This is a genomic window from Clostridium sp. MSJ-8, assembly GCF_018918325.1.
In the GTDB taxonomy this organism is placed as follows: Bacteria; Bacillota; Clostridia; order Clostridiales; family Clostridiaceae; genus Clostridium.
In genome coordinates, this window is sequence record NZ_JAHLQH010000049.1 from 14786 (window position 1) to 32696 (window position 17911).

The window sequence follows — 17911 nt, forward strand, 5'->3', positions numbered from 1 at the left end:
ATTATGGTTAGTGTATTAACTGATAAAGGAAATAGAAGAAGTTTAAATGAAGACTATTTTAGTTATATAGAAGAAGAAGATTACAGTATATATGTAGTAGCTGATGGTATGGGTGGACATAACGCAGGTGAAGTAGCTAGTAAAATGGCTGCAGAAGGTGTAGTGGAATATATAAAGGCAAATATAACTAAAATTAATGATAAAGACATATTGACAAAATCAATTGAGAAAGTTAATGATGATATTTATGAATATTCAATGCAAGATCAAAAGTATAGTGGAATGGGTACAACAATAACTGCAGCATTAGTAACTAAACAGAAAATTATAATTGCAAATGTTGGAGATAGTTCTTCTTTTGGGGTAAAGGAAGATAAACTTATTAAACTTACAAAGGATCATTCGCTAGTTCAAGAATTAGTGGATTTAGGAACAATTACAGAAGAACAGGCAGCAAAACATCCTAAAAAGAATATAATAACTAGAGCTGTTGGAATAAATTCAAAAGTAAATGTAGATATTTTTTATATAGAAAAAAATGAATATGACATGTTCTTACTTTGTTCAGATGGATTAACAAATGAAGTTCCTAAGGAAGATATTATAGATATATTATGTCTGAAGTGTGATTTAGATGAAAAAAGTAAACAGCTTGTAGAGTTAGCCAAAAAAAATGGGGGAAGAGATAATATCACAGTTTTGTTGTTTGGAGGAGAGAAATAGATGATAGGTCAAGTGTTAGGAAATAGATATGAGCTACTTGAAAAAATAGGTGAAGGCGGAATGTCTGTTGTATATAAGGCAAGATGCAATAAGCTTAATAGATTAGTGGCTGTTAAAGTACTAAAAAGTGAATTCTGTGACAATGAAGAGATTGTAAAAAAGTTTAAAATAGAAGCAACAGCCATTGCAACTTTATCGGATACTAATATAGTTAATGTATTAGATGTTGGAACTCAAGATAATGTTAATTATATAGTAATGGAATATGTAAGAGGAAAGACATTAAAGGAAATAATAACTGAAGAAGGGCCTTTAGGATATGAAGATGCAATAAATAAAGCACTTCAAATAGCTAAGGCATTAAAATGTGCACATGATAATGGGATTATTCATAGAGATGTAAAACCTCAGAATATATTAGTATCAGAAAATGGTTTGGTGAAGGTTACTGATTTTGGAATAGCTAAGTCAGCTACATCTAGCACATTGACTAGTACTACAACAGTTATGGGCTCTGCACATTATTTTTCACCAGAGCAAGCTAAAGGTGAAGTCGTAGATATAAGAACAGATTTATATTCATTAGGAGTTGTAATGTATGAAATGGTAACAGGAAAGGTACCATTTGATGCTGATTCACCAGTAGCTATTGCGTTAAAGCATATACAAGAACAACCTAGTGCACCTAAAGCAGTTAATTCTAAGGTGCCAACAAGCTTAAATGATTTAATTTTAAAACTTATGTCAAAGGAACCTAAGGATAGATATCAAACAGCTGATGATGTACTTATTGATTTGCAAAAGATAAAAAATGATCCTAATGTTGTTATTGGAGATAGTAAAGAATTAAATGATTTAGAAAGCACAAAAACTATTGTTATGGATGCAGCAACCGTTGCAAATATAAAAAAAGGTATTCAAGAAAGTAATTATGACGAATATGATGATGAATATTATGATGATGAATATGATGATGATGACGATGAATATGACGACGATGAATATTATGATGATGACGAATATAATGAGGTAAAGAAAAAGAAAAAGAGAAATTTAATAATAGGTATATCATGTGGAGTGGTTGTATTAATTCTTGCATTTATAGGAGTATTTATTGCGTTTGGTGGGTCTAATGGCTCTGATTCAACAAAGGTAAAAGTTCCTGAGTTGAAGGGATTAACAATAGAACAAGCTGAAGTAGCACTTGAAAGAAAAGGTTTGAAACTTGTAAAAGCAGGTACGGAAAAGAGTAGTGAAGAAAAAGGAACAGTAATAGGTGTTAATCCTAAAGAAGGTACAGAAGTAAAAAAGGGATCTGAAGTAAGAGTTATTGTAAGTTCTGGCTCAGAAGATTTAGAAATGCCAAACTTTGTTGATTCAGAACTTGATACTGTTAAAACTTTCTTCAGTAAAAATAATATAGACAATGTTTCATATGTTGAGGTATATAGTGATAGTATAGTATCTGGAAAGGTAGTAAAGACTGATCCTAAAGCTAAAACTAAGATAGATAAAGATACTTCTGTAACTGTATATGTTAGTATGGGATCAGAAACATCAGCAGTTGAATATGTTACAGTTTCAGATGTTAGAGGATTAACATCAGGTGCAGCACAAGAGAAGTTAAGTGCACAAGGATTATATGTATCAATACAAACAACAATAGTTACTGATCAATCATTAGATGGAATTGTAACAAGTGTAACTAATGTTGGTAAGAAAGTTGAAGTTGGAAGTACAGTAAGTATAACTGTAGGTAAATATAATAGTCCAACAGAAACAACAAAACCAACAAAACCAGTAGAAAGCACAACACCAACAGAAACACCAACAACACCAACAGAAACACCAACAACACCAACGGAAACTTCTGATCCAACAGAAACAATAGTACCAACTGAAGATCCAACAAATAATTAAATTTAAAGTGATTTTATCATGTCATTGATAAAATCACTTTGATTTTTATATGATAAGTATTGTATTATATATATTAGAAATCTATATTAGGAGGTAGTTTGTGGAAGGAAAAATTATAAAAGGTATAGGTGGATTCTACTATGTCAAGACAAAAGAAGGAATTATAGAATGTAAAGCTAAAGGTAAATTTAGACATAAATCTTTAAAACCTATGGTTGGAGATAATGTAAAGATACAAGTGGATAGAGGAAAAGGTGTTATAGAAGATATTCATGAGAGAGAATCTGAACTTATACGTCCCACAGTAAGTAATGTCACTTTAGCTTTTGTTGTTTTCGCAGTAAAGAATCCAGATATTAATTTTGATTTACTTAATAGATTTTTAATATTATGTGAAACTAATAATATAGAAGCTATAGTATGTTTGAATAAAATAGATTTAGTATCAGATGAAGAACGTATGAAAATAAGTAATATAATTGATGATATAGGATATGAGGTATTGTATATCAATGCAAGAGAAGAAGAAGGCATAGAGGAGTTAAAGAGAAGGATAGAAGGTAATGTAACAGTTTTATGTGGTCCTTCAGGAGCTGGAAAATCTACACTGATTAATGCTCTTGCTAGTAGAGATCATATGGAAACTGGTGCTATAAGTGAAAAGCTTAAAAGAGGTAAACATACAACAAGACATAGTGAACTTATAGAAGTAAATGATGGTTATATTGTAGATACACCTGGATTTTCAACATTAGAAGTTAATTTTATAGACAAAGATGAATTAAAGTATGCTTTTCCAGAGTTTAGTGAGTATAATGATATGTGCAGGTTTAGAGGATGTAATCATTATAAAGAACCTGATTGTGCAGTTAAGAATGCAGTTGAAGAAAAAAAAATAAACAAATCTAGATATGATTTTTATATAAGAACATTAGAAGATATTATGAAAGGTAGGAAGTACAAATGATTTTATCACCATCGATTTTATCAGCAGATTTTTCTAATTTAGGAGAAGATGTTATTAGATTAAAAGAAGCAGGAGCAGAATGGGTACATATAGATGTTATGGATGGAGCGTTTGTTCCGAATATTTCTTTTGGAGCACCTATAATAAAAGCAATAAGAAATAAAACAGATAAATTTTTTGATGTGCATTTAATGATAGAAGAACCTAGTAGATATATAGATGATTTTGTTTCTAGTGGAGCAGATATGATAACATTTCATTATGAAGCAACTAAACATGTAGATAGAACTATTAATTACATAAAGAGTAAAGGGATAAAAGTAGGATTAGCACTAAATCCTGGAACAGATGTATCCCTTATAAAAAATTTAATAAGTGAATTAGATATGGTTCTTATTATGTCTGTTAATCCAGGATTTGGAGGACAAAAATTTATTAAATATTCAATAGATAAAATTAAAGAAGTAAGAAAACTTGCTGATAGCTATAATAAAGATTTATATATTCAAGTAGATGGCGGAGTTGATAAAAATAATGCAAAAGACATTATAAATGCAGGAGCAAATGTATTAGTTGCAGGTTCAGCTGTTTTCAAGAATAATGAAATAGAGAAAAATATAAAAGAACTAAAAGAAAGTGTTAATAAATAAATGAGAGCGATAATAGTATCAGGTGGAAATAAACCTTCAAAAGAATTATTAATGAAACATTTAAGACAAGATGATTATATAATAGGAGTAGATAAAGGGTGTAATGCTTTATATGAATATGGCATTACTCCTGATGAAATATTGGGAGATTTTGATTCTGCAGATTTAAATATAATAGAATATTTTAAGAATAAGAACGTTAAGAGTCAATCATTTCCCCCAGAGAAAGATTATACAGATTCAGATCTAGGATATATAGTGGCAAAAGAAAGAGGATTTAAAGAAATAATATTTTTTGGTGCTACTGGAACTAGAGTTGATCATATGCTTGCTAATATAGGAATAATGATTAAAGCTAATAGAGAAAATATTCATATGGAAATAATTGATGATAATAATAGAATGTTTATTATAAATAAAAAAACTACTTTAAAAGGTAAGTATGGAGAATTATTAGGCTTTCATGCATTAAGTGATGTAGTTAAAAATGTTTCTATAGAAGGTGCTAAGTATACTTTGGCAAATTATGATATGACCTTATTAGAACCTAGAGCTATATGCAATGAATTTTTAGATAAAGATATTACAATATCGTTTGATGAAGGATTAATACTTGTTATTTATTCAAATGACTAAAAATTATAGTAACTTTTTCATAAAGTAAGCATATTATATAATATAGATTTACTTTTTGGAGGAGCATATGAAAATTATTGCAATAAAATTACCTAAATTTATATCTAATTTTATAAAGTTCTTCAGAAAGAATAAATAAAATTACATATAACATTTTAAATTATAGGATTTGATTATGGTAAAATAAAAAAGAGACTTATATATAAGTCTCTTTTTTATTCGAAATTAAAGTGCTCTTTGTACCTTTCCAGATCTTAAACATCTTGTACAAACGTGAACTGTTTTAGGAGTTCCATTAACTAAAGCCTTAACTTTCTTTATGTTTGGAGCCCAAGTTCTCTTTGATTGACGATGTGAATGACTAAATTGTACTCCAGCTACAACACCTTTATTACATATCTCGCATCTTCTTGCCATGTGAAAACACCTCCTCTTCTTAGAAGATATAATTCTCTTCATAGGACAAATAACATTCTACCACAATAATACATATAAATGCAAGTATAATATTTAATTAGATGTATTATTATATAGATAAAAGGAATAATTATAGATAAAGATATACAGAATATTTTTTTTGAATTAATTTATAAAAGAATATATAATATATTAAGTTATCTTTAAAGTAGATTGTTTAATAATAATGACACAAATAAAAAAGGTATAACATAGTGCTTAAAAACCAAAATAGTTTTATACTTGAATAATGACATTAAGTAATATAAAATATATGTATGAAAATTTTTAGGAGGAATTACGAATGGTAGGATTTTCAAATGAAAATGGAAATATAAAATATTCAGATGAAGTCTTAAGTAAGATAGTCGGATTATCTACTATGGAATGTTACGGTGTAGTAGGTATGGTGTCTAAAAATGCAAGCGAAGGATTTTGGGAATTAATTAGAGTTGAAAATTTAAGCAAAGGCGTTAAGATAACATTAACTGAAGATGATAAATTGAACATAGAATTATTTGTTATGGTTGAATATGGTACTAAGATATCTGTAATCGCAAACAACATAATTCAAAAAGTACGTTATAGTGTAGAAAATTTCACAGGATTGAAGGTTTCTGCAATAACAGTAAATGTTCAAGCGGTAAGAGTTTAGGAGGTAAATTAATGGAATTTAATACTATAAACGGCCGTGATTTTTATAACATGGTTGTTAATGCTAGCAATAGGTTGTCAGAAGAGAGCGATTTTGTAAATTCATTAAATGTATTCCCAGTTCCTGATGGAGATACAGGAACTAATATGTCTATGACATTTAGAAATGCAGTAAAAGAAATAGAAAATTCATCTTTAGAGTCTATAGGTGAAGTATCAAAAAAACTTGCAAAAGGTGCACTTATGGGAGCAAGAGGTAATTCAGGTGTTATATTATCACAGATCTTAAGAGGAATTTCAAAAGGATTTGAAGGAAAAGAAATAGCACAAGTCAAAGATGTTGCTCATGCATTAGATGAAGGATGTAAAGCTGCATATAAAGCTGTTATGAGACCTACAGAAGGTACAATATTGTCAGTAATTCGAGCTACTGCAGAAGAAGCGGTTTCAGTTGAAACAGATAATGTTATAGTTTTATTAGAGAAATCTACAGCAGCAGCAAAAGATATGTTAGATAGAACTCCAGAATTATTACCAGCGTTAAAGAAAGCAAAAGTTGTTGATTCTGGTGGAATGGGTCTATATATAATATTAACAGGCATGTTATCTGCGCTTAAAGATGGTATAACTGCAGATAAAATAAATGAAGTTTCTACAAATAAACAAGCAAATGTAGGTGCTAAATCTACAACTGATGTAGATATAAAGTTTGGTTATTGTACTGAATTTATTATATTAGGAGATGCAAGTAGAGCTAAGGAATTTCAAGATGATATAGAAAAGCTTGGAGATTCTATGATTGTTGTTGGATATGATGATGTTATAAAAGTTCATATACATACTAATGATCCTGGATTAGTGTTATCAAAAGCAGTTAAAATAGGAGAATTATCAAAAATAAAAATTGATAATATGAGAGAAGAACATAGAGAACTTCTAATGTCAGAAAGTGATATGGAAGCAACTCTTAATAAAGATGAAGAAAAAGAATTAAAGAAATATGGCTTCGTAACAGTAGCTATGGGCAAAGGAATCACTAATATATTTAAAGATTTAGGTGTGGATGAAGTAATAGAAGGTGGTCAAACAATGAATCCTTCTACTCAAGATATAATAGATAGTATAGTTAAGATAAATGCAGAGCATATATTTATATTCCCAAATAATAAAAATATAATTATGGCTGCAAATCAAGCTGCTGAAATATCAGATAAGGATATAAGAGTTATAGAAACAACTTCTATTCCGCAAGGAGTAACATGTATGACTATGTTTGATCCTAATGCTGATGTAGCAGATAATGAAGAGAATTTTAAAGATTTAATGTCACAAGTAAAGACTGGTTCTGTTACTTATGCAGTAAGAGATACAGAGATAGATGGAATTGAAATAAAAGAAGGAAATATGTTAGGTCTTGTAGAAGGCAAGATAAAAGAAGTTGGTAATGAAAAATTTGAAACTGCAGAAAAAGTAATAGAAGATATGGTGGATGATGATAGTGAACTTATTACTATATATTATGGTGCAGAAGTAGAAGAAAAAGAAGTTGATGAATTTGTATCAAGATTAGAAGAGAAATATTCTGATTTTGATGTGCAATGTTATGAAGGAAATCAACCATTATATTATTTCTTGATGTCAGTTGAATAAAAACGTATTAGATAAAAGCACCTAAAAAGGTGCTTTTGTTTTTCTTTAGGAAGTTATATAAAGTTTAAATGAAATAATAAATTATAGGAGAATTAGATAGATGAATATATATGATTCTATAGATAAGTTAAAGGGTGTAGGTCCTAAAGTTTTAGAAAAATTTAATAAAGCATCTATTTTTAATATATTAGATTTACTTTTATATTTTCCATGGGATTATGAGTATTGTAATTCAAATATTCCATTTCAAAATATAGATGGGGAAGAAAAAAATATACTTACTTGTACTGTAAGAGGTGCACATAAGGATATTAAGACTAGAAATAGAAAAACTATTTCTACAATTGAATTTGACTATTTGGGACATACAGTTTATGGAAAATGGTTTAATCAACCATATGTAAAAAATAATTTTAAAATTGATCAATCATATAATTTAAGTGGTAAATTTAAGAGAATAGGAAATACATTAGAGGTTGTTAATCCTTTGGTTCTAGGAGAAGATGCTGTAAATAGTGAAATTATCCCCAAATATCATCTAAAAGGAGATCTAAGTGAAAAATTAATAGCTAAGCTTATAAGTGGAGTTTTAGACAAAATAACTATAAAAGAGATTTTACCTCAAGAAATGTTAGATAGATATAAATTATGTTCATTAGATGAAGCAGTTAGACAAATACATTTTCCACAAAATAGAGAAAGGCTTCAAATAGCTATTAATAGATTAAAATTTCAAGAATTGTTTACATATTCATTAAAGCTTCTTATGATAAAGAAAAAAGCAAAAGAGGGATCGAAAGGAATAAGTTTTCCGTGGACGTCAGATATGGTGAAACTTAAAGAGTCTTTACCTTTTAGCCTTACAGACGCACAAACGCGAGTAGTAAGAGAAATACTTAGAGATCAGAAACTTGAAGTTCCAATGAATAGATTAGTTCAAGGTGATGTTGGGTCAGGAAAAACTATAGTAGCTCTTATTGCAATATTTAATGTGTATTGCAATGGATATAAATCTGCATTAATGGTTCCTACAGAGATATTAGCTAATCAACACTATGTAGAAGCAAAAAAATTATTAGAACCATTTGGCGTTGAGATAGAGTTATTGACAGGAAGTACTAAAGCTAAAGAAAAAGAAAGGATAAAAGAAAGGATAAGGCAGCAAGAACCTCTAGTAGTTATTGGGACTCATGCACTTATTCAAGAAGATGTGGAATTTTATAAACTTGGGCTCATAGTAACAGATGAACAACATAGATTTGGTGTTGAGCAACGTAGCAAGCTTATTAATAAAGGAAGAAGAGCAGATGTATTGGTTATGACTGCGACACCTATTCCTAGAACATTAGCATTATATATATATTCTGACTTAGATATATCAGCAATAGATGAATTGCCACCAGGTAGAAAAAAAATAGATACAAGATTCTTTTTAGATCAGGCTAGAAATAGTGCATATAAATTAGCTCTTGATGAAGTTAAAAAGGGCAGACAAGTATATATTGTATGTCCTCTTATTGAAGAAGATGAAAAAGAAAAGCTTAATTCAGTTGAAAGTACTTATAAAAAGCTAAAAGAAGGAGTATTTAAAGATATACAAGTAGAGATGTTGCATGGAAAAATGAAAGCTCAAGAAAAGGACGATATAATAAATGAATTTAAGAAAAATAACATAAAAGTGCTTATATCAACAACTGTAATAGAAGTTGGAGTTAATGTCCCTAATGCATCAGTTATGATTATAGAAAATGCAGAAAGGTTTGGCCTAGCACAATTACATCAATTGAGAGGACGAGTTGGAAGAGGAGAGTATGAATCTTTTTGTATACTTATTGCTAATGCAAAAAGTAATATTACAAAAAAAAGAATGCAGATAATGACTGAATCTAATGATGGTTTTTTTATAGCAGAGCAAGATTTAAAACTTCGTGGCTCAGGAGAAATATTTGGAATGCGTCAAAGTGGTGAAGAAGGATTTTTATTAGCAGATATATATGAAGATGGAAATATATTAAGATGTGCAAGACATGAAGCTTATGAAATATTACATTCAGATAGTGCAGAAAGTAAAAAATTAATATTTGAAACTCAAAAAACATTAGAAAAAAGCAAAAATTATCTTTGTTTCAATTAAAAAATTGTATATATTTATTATATATGATAAAATAAAAGATATGTATTCTTTGAATATAGACATATAGTTTTTACAAGGAGAGATAAAAAATGAGGATAATAGCAGGAAAAGCTAGAGGACATAAAATTCTTTCTCCAACTACAATGGAGACAAGACCTACTTTAGATAGAGTGAAAGAAGCTATGTTTAGTTCTATTCAGATGCATATTCCTGAAGGAAAGGTTATTGATGTTTTTGCAGGTACTGGTAGTTTGGGATTAGAAGCTGCAAGTAGGGGCGCAAGTGAAGTTTATTTGATAGATAAAAGTAGTACAACATTTCCGCTATTACAAGAAAATATAAAAAATCTTAAATTTCAGAGTTTTTGTACTGCTATGAATATGGATTCTTATGATGCTCTTAAGAAATTAGCTAAGAAGAATATACAATTTGATGTTATATTTATAGATCCACCATATTGTAGAGAGATGATTCCTGAAGCTATGAAGATTATATATGATAATAATATGTTATCTGAAGATGGTATAATAGTAACTAAGATAGATAGTATAGAAGACATATATCAAGGATACGAGGGTATAAAATTAAAAAAGAGCAAAAAATATGGCAATACTACAGTGTGTTACTATGAATACTAAGGAGGAAAAAATGAAGGTTGCTGTTTATCCAGGAAGTTTTGATCCAATAACTAATGGACATTTAGATATAATTACTAGAGGAGCAAAAACATTTGATAAAGTTATTGTTGCAGTATTAGTTAATGTTGAGAAGAAAGGCTTATTTGATATTGCAGAAAGAGTTGAACTTATAAAGAGGGTTACAAAAGATATTCCAAATGTCGAAGTGGATAGTTTCGATGGTCTTTTAATAGAATATATGAAGAAAAAAAATGCAAGCGTTATATTAAAAGGGTTAAGAGCTATATCTGATTTTGAGTATGAATTTCAGATGGCACTTATGAATACTAAACTAGACAATTCAATAGAGACTTTGTTTATGATGACATCAGCACAATATTCTTATGTGAGTTCGTCAGCAGTTAAACAAGTGGCTAAATTTGGTGGATGTATAGAAGGATTAGTTCCAAAAGAAATAATACCTGAGGTATTTCATAAATTACGAAAATAATTGGGGGGAGAGAGATGGCCAAAAATAACAATATGGACGTAAATATTATTGAGCTTTTAGAATATCTTCAAGATACTATAGAGAATTCTCCAAAAGTACCTATAAGTGGTAAGATCATGTTGGATAAAAAAGAAATTTTAGAGGTAATTGATCAAATAATAAATTACCTTCCAGACCAATTTAAAAAAGCTCAGTGGATTGTTGCTGAAAGAGAAAGAATATTACAAGAAGCTAAAAAAGAATATGAAAGCTTAAAGCAAGAAACTATAGATATGATGAGACAAAATGTAGAAAATCATGATGTAGTAAAAGAAGCAAAAGCTAGAGCACAAGAAATTCTAGCAGCTGCTAAGAGAGAATCGAAAGCCATAAGACTTGGTTCAAGAGATTATTCTAATGAAGTTCTTACAGAACTTGATAGAGAAATTGAAGAGAAGAAGGCAGAGCTTATTAAGAATCTTCAAGCAAGTTTTGAACTTGCAGCTCATCAAGTTGATGAAAACTTTAATGTTGTAGGCTCTACCATAAAAGAAAATATAAAAGAATTAAGAGTTATGGAAAAGTAAAGATTTAATTCTAAATAGCATATGTGGTATTGTTAGAAGTAATAATAATAATATATATATAAGTAAAGGTGATTTATTTATTGAAATAGTTGCTGCAGGTATATGTGTGTTGAAATTTATTGAAATAATATAGGTTAATATACAGCTAATTATTCCTTGCACAAATTTAAGAAATGTATATTTGAAAAATGATACATTGTATTTACTTAAAAATGAATAACTTTGAAAAATTATCGATAACCCAGAGAATGAACATAAAAAATTAATTAGTGCAAGTTTTAAATGTATATTTATATCTAAACTACTTATAATAGAGCAACCATTTGTTATTTCGATTAATCCATAGAAAATAGAACTTAAAATATTATGTGGAAGATTTAAGATATCTTCTAATTGGTGGAAAATAATGCTTAGATGAGCATTATTTTTTATTATACCAATAATACAAGAAAATAATATGATAAATCCACATACTGTCAAAACAGTAGTTAAAGCATTTGTGACGGAGTTTTTGAAATTTTCACCAAAGTTATTGTTTATATTTTTGGGGTTAATAGAAGATGACGTTGTGGAAATAGAATGATTATTTATAGTTAGGAAGCCTATTAGTATTACAGCGATATAGTTTGGTATGAGTAATATATAGCTATATTTTGGATTGTTTAGTAAACCTGAAGAAATAGCACCTATTATAAATAATGGTCCACAATTAGTTGCAATGTTAATAAGGCGTAGGTATTCTTTTCTATTTATATAACCTAATTCATATAAGTCAGAACTGTATTTTGCCCCTAAGGGATATCCGCATACAAAACTAGCTACAATTGCAAAAGAAGAATTTTTAGATAGTTTTAGAGGTTTACATATAAGAGGGCTTATTATTTTTGAATACATATTAATTCCGTCATAAGCTATGAGAAGATTACACACCACTGAAAATGGAAATATTGTTGGAAAGATTGAATAAAAGCATAATTTACAACCTGATATTATAGCGTTCATTGCAACTGTTATATTTTTTATAAATAATAAAATAAATAATGATAATAAAAAACATATAAGATACTTGCCTTTTATATGTAATAATTTTAGAAGGATTATCGATAAGATTATAATTATAAAGGTTAATATTAATATGCTCATAAAAAATCACTCCTTACATCTAAATATATTTTAGTAAGAAGTGATTTTATTCTTGTACAATTAGATTTCTTTATTTTAAATTTTCGTTGGGCTTTTTATATAATCATCATAAGGTGATATACTTTTATTTAATATAGAATAAGCTTTAGTACCTAGTATATCCATATTTAGATAATCATTATCATATTCTTTTGAAACTTTTGTAATAATTCGAATATTATTTTTTTTCTTTATTTCTTTTAATATTTTACATCCAGTTTCGTTAAAGGCTAATGGCCTTATATAATCTGGAGTATCTTTTAATAATTTTTCTATATTATAATTTTCAAATCCTAAAAAGAATTGTAGTAACAATCTACTTATTCTAGTATATGAATACCTTTTGCTTTTTGTATGAAGAATTAATTCTGATAGTGAAGACGAAGAAGATAGCTCTTTTAAAATTTTATTATCTAAACCTTCTGAAACGTCAAATATATTTTTAAGGTTAAATCCTTCAGTAAGTAGTTTGTATTTTATAAATGGAAAGATATCTTCTGGATATACAAAATTATAATTATTCAAAGCTAAATTGCTTAGTTTATTATATGTTTCAATAGGTACTATATCTTTGATACAAGATAGATTGTTTTTTGAAGATAACAATGCTTTTCGTATAGATGTAGCCGATGCAAAATTATTATTAATTGTAGTATCGTTGTAATTAGAACCTAATCTTTTTAAAGTTACAGGTTTAATGTTACTGTTTATCTTTTCTAAAGCTTTAATATATTCTATTGCTAATATGTTATTTGAATTATTTAAAATATCTTTTTCTTTTATTCCTGGAATAATTTCATATAATGTTTCTTCTCTTGCTTTAAAAAAAGGCAATCCTAAAGATAATTTTTTTTTCAATAAGGAATTGAAAGTTGCATCTTCGGCATTTAAAACTTTAGCTATGTTTAATAAATCATCAACATCACCATGCTCGCTACCAAAGTATAGATTATTAACAACAGATGTTTTGTCTAATATTCTACAAGCGCCACTTGAAAAAAATTCGGCAGAAGATACTGAAAATATAAGTGGTAGTTCTATAACTAAATCAACACCGTTTCTAACGGCAATTTCGGCACGATTGAACTTATCTAATAGTGCTGGTTCTCCACGTTGGACGAAGTTACCGCTCATAATACATATTGTTCCATCCGAAGATGTGTCTTTCTTCGACTTTTCTAGATGGTATTTATGTCCTAAATGAAAGGGATTATATTCTGTGATAATTCCTGTAATATTCATAATTAAAACTCCTTAGATATAAAATATAATTCATTATACGAGTTAATTAAGAAATAATCAAATAGAACATTTTGCAAGAGCTTTCTGAAAAAATATAGTGTTTTTAAAGATAAAATTCAATAAAATTGGATAAATGTATTAATAAGTTACAAAAATCGAGTAATGTTTATTTGACACTTTAATTACTAGTTTGTTATAATTTGCAATAGTAGAGGTAAGTAAAAATGTTAATATGATGAAATATATTTTAAGGAGTTTTAATGTATGAGTAAGATTGTTATTACAGGTATGGGAGCTGTAACACCTATAGGTATAGGTGTGGATGAGTATTGGAAGAATTTAATACAAGGAGAATGCGGTATTGATTATATTAAGTCTTTTGATACAGAAGAAGTGCCAGTTAAGATTGCAGGAGAAGTTAAGGATTTTAAGCCTGAAGAATATATGTCTAAAGACTTAGTTAGAAAGATGGATGCATTTATGCAATATGCATATGTTGCAAGTGAAGAAGCACTTAAGATGAGTAAATTAGACATTGAACCAGATAACACTGGTATAGTAGTAGGTACAGCAATGGGAGGAATATCTACAATTGCACTTACACAAGAAGAACTTACTAAGTTTTCTCCTAAGAAGGTAGGCCCTCGTTTTGTGCCTAAGATACTAGGAAATGTTACAGCTGCCAATATTGCTATAAACTATAATATTAATGGACCATGTTTTACTGTAAGTACTGCTTGTTCTTCAGGTGGAGATGCTATAAATATGGCTGCTATGTGTATAAAAGCTGGAAAAGCGGACACAATGTTAGTTGTAGGAGGAGAATCTGCAATATGTCCTATTTTTATTCATAGTCTTTCTAGAGCTAAGGCGCTATCTCATAATAATGATAATCCTAAAGAAGCTAGTCGTCCTTTTGATGAGGGAAGAGATGGATTTGTTATAGGTGAAGGTGGTGGAGCACTTATATTAGAGACAGAAGAACATGCTCTTAAGAGAGGTGCACATATATATGCAGAGTTATTAGGTTGTGGTAATACAGAAGATGGATATCATGTTACTGCACCACATCCAGAAGGTAAAGGTGCAATTGCATGTATGAAACAAGCGATAAGAGAAGCTAATGTATCTCCTTCAGAAATAGGTTATGTCAATGCTCATGGTACATCAACAGGCAAAGGTGATATAGCTGAATCAAAATCTATAAAAGAAGTATTTGCTGATAAGCTTCCTATGGTTAGCTCTACTAAAGGAGCAACTGGACATATGATGGGTGCCGGAGGAATAACAGAAGTTATAACATGTATAAAAGCAATAGAAGATGGAATAGTTCCCCCTACTTTGAATTTAGAAAAGGTAGATGAGGAATGTGCAGGTATAGATTTTGTACCAAAAGAAGCAAAAAAAGCAGATATTAAGATTGCTATGTCAAATGCTTTTGGATTCGGAGGACAGAATTCTAGTGTTATAGTAGGAAAATATGAAAGATAAGAAGGTAGAATTATGGTAGAAATAAAACCTTATGTTAGACGTGCGAATTATTATGAAACTGATCAGATGGGTATAGTGCATCATTCTAACTATATTAGATATTTTGAAGAAGCCAGAATAGATTTAATGAGACAAGTTGGATTAGATTGTAAGAAATTAGAAGAGTTAAATATAATAATTCCGGTATTAGATGCATATGGACAATACAAAAAATCAGTAAAATTTGATGATGAAGTAGTTATATATACTAAATTAACTAAATTTACAGGAGTAAAGTTAGAATGCTCTTATGAAGTAAGATTTAAAGAAACAAATGAAATTGCAGCTATAGGTCATACTAGCCACTGCTTTGTGGATGAAAACTTTAAACCATTTAGTTTAAAGAGAAAATATCCGGATATATACGAAGGATTTTTAGAATTGCTAGAGAAGTAAAAAATTTATAGCTGGATTAGGGGAGAGGAAAATGTTATTATATAAAAAATTTTGTGAAGAAACATATGATGAAAATAATGTTATAAAAAGTTTTAAACTAAAATATAACGATAATTATAATTTTGGTTATGACGTTGTAGATGAATTAGCTAAAGAAGTTCCAGATGAACGTGCAGTTGTATGGTGTAACCCAGAAGGAGAAGAAAGAATATTTACTTATAAAGAAATAAGTGAATTAAGTAATAAGGTAGTTAACGTTTTAAAACAAAACGGCATAAAAAAAGGAGATAAAGTTTTAGTTATTTTAAAGAGAAATTATGAGTACTGGTATGTTGCTCCAGCACTTCATAAATTAGGTGCTATACTTATACCAGCTACTAATCTTTTAACTATAGATGATTTAGAATATAGGATTAATCTTGCAGATATAAGGGCAGCAATATGTACTCCGGAAGGTAGCACAATAGCCCATATGTTAGAAGCTCAAAAGATATGTCCTAGTCTTAAAAAAATATTTGCTGTAAGAAAGCAAGTAGAAGGAACAGTAGATTTTACAAAAGAAGTAGAAGAAGCTTCTTCAGAATTAGAGAGAATAGAAACAAAGGCTTCAGAACCTATGCTTATATATTTTACTTCTGGAACTACAGGCTATCCTAAAGCAGTAATGCATGATCATACTTATACATTAGCACATATAATAACAGCTAGACATTGGCAAAATGTAATAGATGGAGGTTTACATTTTACAGTATCTGAAACAGGCTGGGGAAAAGCTTCTTGGGGAAAAATATACGGACAATGGTTATGTGGATCTGCAGTAATGGTATATGATTATAACACATTTGTTCCTGGTAGATTATTAGAAGTTATAGAGAAATATAAAGTAACAACTTTCTGTGCCCCTCCAACTGTATATAGATATTTCATTAAAAAAGGTATGGATAAATATGATTTATCAGCATTAAAGTGCATAGAAACAGCAGGAGAAGCGTTAAATCCTGAAGTATTTAACAAAGTATATGAACAATGTGGTCATAAGATAATGGAAGCATTTGGACAAACAGAAACTGTACTTTTACTAGGTAATTTTACAAATACTACTCCTAAACCAGGTTCTATGGGAAAAGCTTCGCCATTGTATGATGTTAGAATACTAAAGAGTGATGGAACATTTGGTAAAGCAAATGAAGTAGGAGAAGTTGTTATAGTTCCGCCTGAGAATGGAGATAAACAACATGGAATCTTTATAGGATATTGTGGCAATGAAGAATTGTATGATAACGTATGGCGTGGTGGAGTGTATCATACAGGAGATACTGCATATATTGATGAAGATGGCTATTTCTGGTATGTAGGAAGGGTAGATGATATAATTAAAACTAGAGGTTACAGAGTTGGACCTTTTGAAATAGAGAATAAGCTTATAGAGCATAAAGCTGTGCTTGAATGTGCAATACTAGGGGTCCCTGATAAGAATAGAGGACAAGCGATTAAGGCATGTATAAAATTAGCAGAAGGATATACACCTAGTAAAGAATTAGAAAATGAAATTAAAGATTTTGTTAATAATAAAATAGCATCGTATAAATGGATACAGATAGTTGAATTTGTGGATGAAATGCCGAAGACAATAAGTGGAAAAATAAGACGTGTAGAATTAAAAGCAAATCATGAAAATAAGTAGTTATTTATAATAGAAAAATCCAATGTTATTTAGATATAATTAAAATTATGTTTTCTAAATGATTAGTATCAATATTATGTGTTTTCATAAATAGCATAATTTCATTAAGTATTTCTAAAGATAATAAAAAAAGTAAAGATGCCTAAATGCTATAAACTCGCTAAAGCTCAGACAGTATAGCATTTTACACGGCATTTTTATTTTCTTATTATAAGAAATACTAAAATTCATTATGAAGATTTATTCAAAGCAATAATATTGATACTAATTAAGAAAATCATAATATTAACGTTAAAAAAATAACATTGGATTTTTTTATAAAAATGCTATTTACTTAAATCAATAATTTGATTAACTGAAAAGATAAGTAATCAAAAAAAGATTAATTCAATA

General features: G+C 29.0%; 17 protein-coding genes. 14 read left to right on the forward strand and 3 right to left on the reverse strand.

Annotated elements, in window-relative coordinates; genetic code table 11:
* Positions 1 to 3 precede the first annotated feature (3 nt).
* From KQI77_RS10855 to KQI77_RS10875, 5 genes are all read left to right on the forward strand, one after another.
* Positions 4 to 723: a Stp1/IreP family PP2C-type Ser/Thr phosphatase gene (locus tag KQI77_RS10855; protein WP_216390449.1), complete on the forward strand. Its 720-nt coding sequence runs from the start codon at positions 4 to 6 to the stop codon at positions 721 to 723.
* Complete coding sequence (pknB, locus tag KQI77_RS10860; RefSeq protein WP_216390450.1) at positions 724 to 2643, forward strand: Stk1 family PASTA domain-containing Ser/Thr kinase; 1920 nt, start codon at positions 724 to 726, stop codon at positions 2641 to 2643. It begins immediately after the preceding gene.
* A 100-nt stretch (positions 2644 to 2743) separates the two neighbouring features.
* Complete coding sequence (rsgA, locus tag KQI77_RS10865) at positions 2744 to 3610, forward strand: ribosome small subunit-dependent GTPase A (RefSeq protein WP_216390451.1); 867 nt, start codon at positions 2744 to 2746, stop codon at positions 3608 to 3610.
* On the forward strand, positions 3607 to 4260 hold the full coding sequence (gene rpe / locus KQI77_RS10870; RefSeq protein ID WP_216390452.1) for a ribulose-phosphate 3-epimerase: 654 nt from the start codon (positions 3607 to 3609) through the stop codon (positions 4258 to 4260). The genes rsgA and rpe overlap by 4 nt, the downstream gene beginning before the upstream one ends.
* The gene (locus tag KQI77_RS10875; protein ID WP_216390453.1) at positions 4261 to 4896 is read left to right on the forward strand and encodes a thiamine diphosphokinase; all 636 of its coding nucleotides are present in this window, start codon (positions 4261 to 4263) and stop codon (positions 4894 to 4896) included. It abuts the gene before it with no gap.
* A 225-nt stretch (positions 4897 to 5121) separates the two neighbouring features.
* Here KQI77_RS10875 and rpmB read toward each other — a convergent pair whose 3' ends face one another.
* Positions 5122 to 5313 carry a 50S ribosomal protein L28 gene (rpmB, locus tag KQI77_RS10880; protein ID WP_216390454.1) on the reverse strand — a complete coding sequence of 64 codons (192 nt, stop codon included), beginning with the start codon at positions 5311 to 5313 and terminating at the stop codon, positions 5122 to 5124.
* Positions 5314 to 5656: 343 nt separating this feature from the next.
* Here rpmB and KQI77_RS10885 point away from each other — a divergent pair, with 343 nt between their 5' ends.
* From KQI77_RS10885 to KQI77_RS10910, 6 genes are all read left to right on the forward strand, one after another.
* A complete protein-coding gene (locus KQI77_RS10885; protein ID WP_216390455.1) occupies positions 5657 to 6007 on the forward strand; it encodes an Asp23/Gls24 family envelope stress response protein in 351 nt (116 codons plus the stop codon).
* Positions 6008 to 6018: 11 nt separating this feature from the next.
* Positions 6019 to 7656 carry a DAK2 domain-containing protein gene (locus KQI77_RS10890; protein WP_216390456.1) on the forward strand — a complete coding sequence of 546 codons (1638 nt, stop codon included), beginning with the start codon at positions 6019 to 6021 and terminating at the stop codon, positions 7654 to 7656.
* Positions 7657 to 7756: 100 nt separating this feature from the next.
* Positions 7757 to 9790 carry an ATP-dependent DNA helicase RecG gene (gene recG / locus KQI77_RS10895; RefSeq protein WP_216390457.1) on the forward strand — a complete coding sequence of 678 codons (2034 nt, stop codon included), beginning with the start codon at positions 7757 to 7759 and terminating at the stop codon, positions 9788 to 9790.
* An 89-nt stretch (positions 9791 to 9879) separates the two neighbouring features.
* On the forward strand, positions 9880 to 10428 hold the full coding sequence (rsmD, locus tag KQI77_RS10900) for a 16S rRNA (guanine(966)-N(2))-methyltransferase RsmD (protein WP_216390458.1): 549 nt from the start codon (positions 9880 to 9882) through the stop codon (positions 10426 to 10428).
* A gap of 10 nt (positions 10429 to 10438) precedes the next feature.
* A complete protein-coding gene (gene coaD, locus KQI77_RS10905; RefSeq protein ID WP_216390459.1) occupies positions 10439 to 10918 on the forward strand; it encodes a pantetheine-phosphate adenylyltransferase in 480 nt (159 codons plus the stop codon).
* A 14-nt stretch (positions 10919 to 10932) separates the two neighbouring features.
* The gene (locus KQI77_RS10910; RefSeq protein ID WP_216390460.1) at positions 10933 to 11484 is read left to right on the forward strand and encodes an ATPase; all 552 of its coding nucleotides are present in this window, start codon (positions 10933 to 10935) and stop codon (positions 11482 to 11484) included.
* On the opposite strand, the gene ylbJ is transcribed toward KQI77_RS10910, so the two are convergent.
* Positions 11464 to 12627: a sporulation integral membrane protein YlbJ gene (gene ylbJ, locus KQI77_RS10915; protein WP_216390461.1), complete on the reverse strand. Its 1164-nt coding sequence runs from the start codon at positions 12625 to 12627 to the stop codon at positions 11464 to 11466. The two genes, KQI77_RS10910 and ylbJ, sit on opposite strands and share 21 nt — an antisense overlap.
* A gap of 75 nt (positions 12628 to 12702) precedes the next feature.
* A complete protein-coding gene (locus tag KQI77_RS10920; RefSeq protein WP_216390462.1) occupies positions 12703 to 13908 on the reverse strand; it encodes a nucleotidyltransferase in 1206 nt (401 codons plus the stop codon).
* A 264-nt stretch (positions 13909 to 14172) separates the two neighbouring features.
* Here KQI77_RS10920 and fabF point away from each other — a divergent pair, with 264 nt between their 5' ends.
* Genes fabF through KQI77_RS10935 form a run of 3 tightly spaced genes read left to right on the forward strand, consistent with a single transcriptional unit; the run spans position 14173 to position 17518 of the window.
* The gene (gene fabF / locus KQI77_RS10925) at positions 14173 to 15399 is read left to right on the forward strand and encodes a beta-ketoacyl-ACP synthase II (RefSeq protein WP_216390463.1); all 1227 of its coding nucleotides are present in this window, start codon (positions 14173 to 14175) and stop codon (positions 15397 to 15399) included.
* 12 nt (positions 15400 to 15411) lie between these two features.
* A complete protein-coding gene (locus KQI77_RS10930; protein ID WP_216390464.1) occupies positions 15412 to 15834 on the forward strand; it encodes a thioesterase family protein in 423 nt (140 codons plus the stop codon).
* A 31-nt stretch (positions 15835 to 15865) separates the two neighbouring features.
* Complete coding sequence (locus tag KQI77_RS10935) at positions 15866 to 17518, forward strand: AMP-binding protein (protein WP_216390465.1); 1653 nt, start codon at positions 15866 to 15868, stop codon at positions 17516 to 17518.
* The last annotated feature ends 393 nt before the right edge of the window (positions 17519 to 17911 follow it).